This is a genomic window from Hansschlegelia beijingensis (genome assembly GCF_045505405.1).
Classification (GTDB): domain Bacteria; phylum Pseudomonadota; class Alphaproteobacteria; order Rhizobiales; family Methylopilaceae; genus Methylopila; species Methylopila beijingensis_A.
The window spans coordinates 1-1,900 of sequence record NZ_JBJKEX010000468.1 but is presented as its reverse complement, the minus strand read 5'-3'; the positions used below and the strand labels follow the sequence as shown (position 1 = coordinate 1,900).

The following is a 1,900-nucleotide window of genomic DNA, read 5'->3' as shown; positions in this document are numbered from 1 at the left end:
AGAAGTGGCTGCCGTGCCCGACGTCGACCTTGAGGCCGCGGTCGATGGCGGCCTGCAGGACGTGGTGAAACTCGTCCCGAGGCCGCGGCCGCTGTGCCGCACATCCGCGACGAACTCGCCCGGCGCGGCGTGAACGTGCCGCTGGTGGGCGACTTCCACTATATCGGCCACACCCTGCTCGCCGAGCATCCGGCCTGCGCGGAGGCGCTCGCCAAATACCGGATCAACCCCGGCAATGTGGGCTTCGGGGCCAAGCGCGACCGGCACTTCGCCGAGATCATCGAGATCGCCGCGCGCAACGACAAGCCTGTGCGGATCGGCGGCAACTGGGGTTCGCTCGACGGCGAGCTGCTCACGCGGCTGATGGACGAGAACGCCGCCGCCCCGCACCCCAAGGACGCGCGCGAGGTGACGCGCGAAGCCCTGATCCGCTCGGTGCTGCTGTCGGCCGCCCGGGCCGAGGAGCTTGGCCTGCCGCGCGAGAAGATCATCCTGTCCGCCAAGGTCTCGGCGGTGCAGGACCTGATCGCGGTCTACGCCGAGCTCGCCCGCAGGGCGGACTACGCGCTGCATCTCGGCCTCACCGAGGCCGGCATGGGCTCGAAGGGGATCGTCGCGTCCTCGGCCGCGCTCGGGGTGCTGCTCCAGCAGGGCGTCGGCGACACGATCCGCGTCTCGCTCACGCCGGAGCCGGGCGGCGACCGCACGGTCGAGGTCAAGGTCGCGCAGGAGATCCTGCAGACCATGGGCTTCCGCACCTTCGTGCCGCTGGTCGCGGCCTGCCCGGGCTGCGGGCGGACGACCTCGACGGTGTTCCAGGAGCTCGCCCGCGAGGTCCAGGACCACATCGTGGCCCGCATGCCGGAGTGGAAGACGCTCTACCCCGGGGCCGAGACGCTCAACGTCGCCGTCATGGGCTGCATCGTGAACGGCCCGGGCGAGTCCAAGCACGCCGACATCGGCATCTCGCTGCCCGGCACCGGAGAGACCCCGACCGCGCCGGTGTTCGTGGACGGCAAGAAGGTCGCGACGCTGCGGGGCCCGGGCCTGGTCGCCGAGTTCAAGGCGATGGTCGAGGACTATGTGGCGCGTCGCTTCGGCGCCGGCTCCGGCCGGGACGCGGCGGAGTAGCTCAGGCGAGCTGCGGCGCGGCCAGCAACTCGCCCTGCAGATAGGTCGCGCCCCACGCGGTCAGCATGTCCGCGGCCGCCCGGGTCTCGATCTGCTCGGCGACCGTCTCGAAGCCGAGCTCGCGCGCGAGCGCCAGCAGCGCCCGCACGAAGGCGCCCGAGCGGGGGTCGGTCTCCAGATCGCGCACGAAGGAGCCGTCGATCTTGACGAGATCGACGGAGAGCTCCCGCAGCGCCTTGAACGAGGTGTGTCCGGCCCCGAAGTCGTCGATCGCGACCCTCACGCCGCGGGCGTGGAGCTCGGTCACGAAGGCGGAGGTCACGCCGAGATCCGCGATCGCCGCCGTCTCGGTCACCTCCACCATCAGCCGGTCGGCCAGGTCCGGCCGCATGGCGAGCCACGACGTCAGCGCCTCGAGCCAGCTTTCGTCCGCCGTGGTCGCGGCCGAGACGTTCACCGCGACGCGGGCCTCCGGCAGGCTCGACAGATGCGCCGCCGCGAGGTCGAGCGCGCGGCGGTCGAGCATGTGGATCAGCCCGACCTGCTCGGCGGCCCCCGCAAGCGGCCCGCCGGAGATGATCTCGCCGTCCTCCGTCACGATCCGCACCAGCGCCTCGCTCCAGACATGCTCGCCGGTCGCGGCCCGGAACACCGGCTGGAAGGCGAGCCGCACCCGCCGCTCGCCGAGCGCGGACACCAGCTGCTCGGCGAGCCGCATATGGGTGCGGCGGGCGGCTTCGCGCTCCGGATCCGGCGCGTAGACGTGGAT

Annotated in this window: 1 protein-coding gene and 1 pseudogene; one reads left to right on the top strand and one right to left on the bottom strand. The window is 72.2% G+C overall.

What is annotated here, in order from left to right; genetic code table 11:
- Positions 1–72: 72 nt before the first annotated feature.
- Positions 73–1,131, top strand: a pseudogene (gene ispG / locus ACIKT0_RS17645) (flavodoxin-dependent (E)-4-hydroxy-3-methylbut-2-enyl-diphosphate synthase); the annotation flags it as partial.
- 1 nt (position 1,132) lies between these two features.
- Here the strand turns inward: ispG and ACIKT0_RS17640 are convergent.
- On the bottom strand, positions 1,133–1,900 hold a 768-nt coding region (locus tag ACIKT0_RS17640; RefSeq protein WP_407106646.1), incomplete at its 5' end, for an EAL domain-containing protein.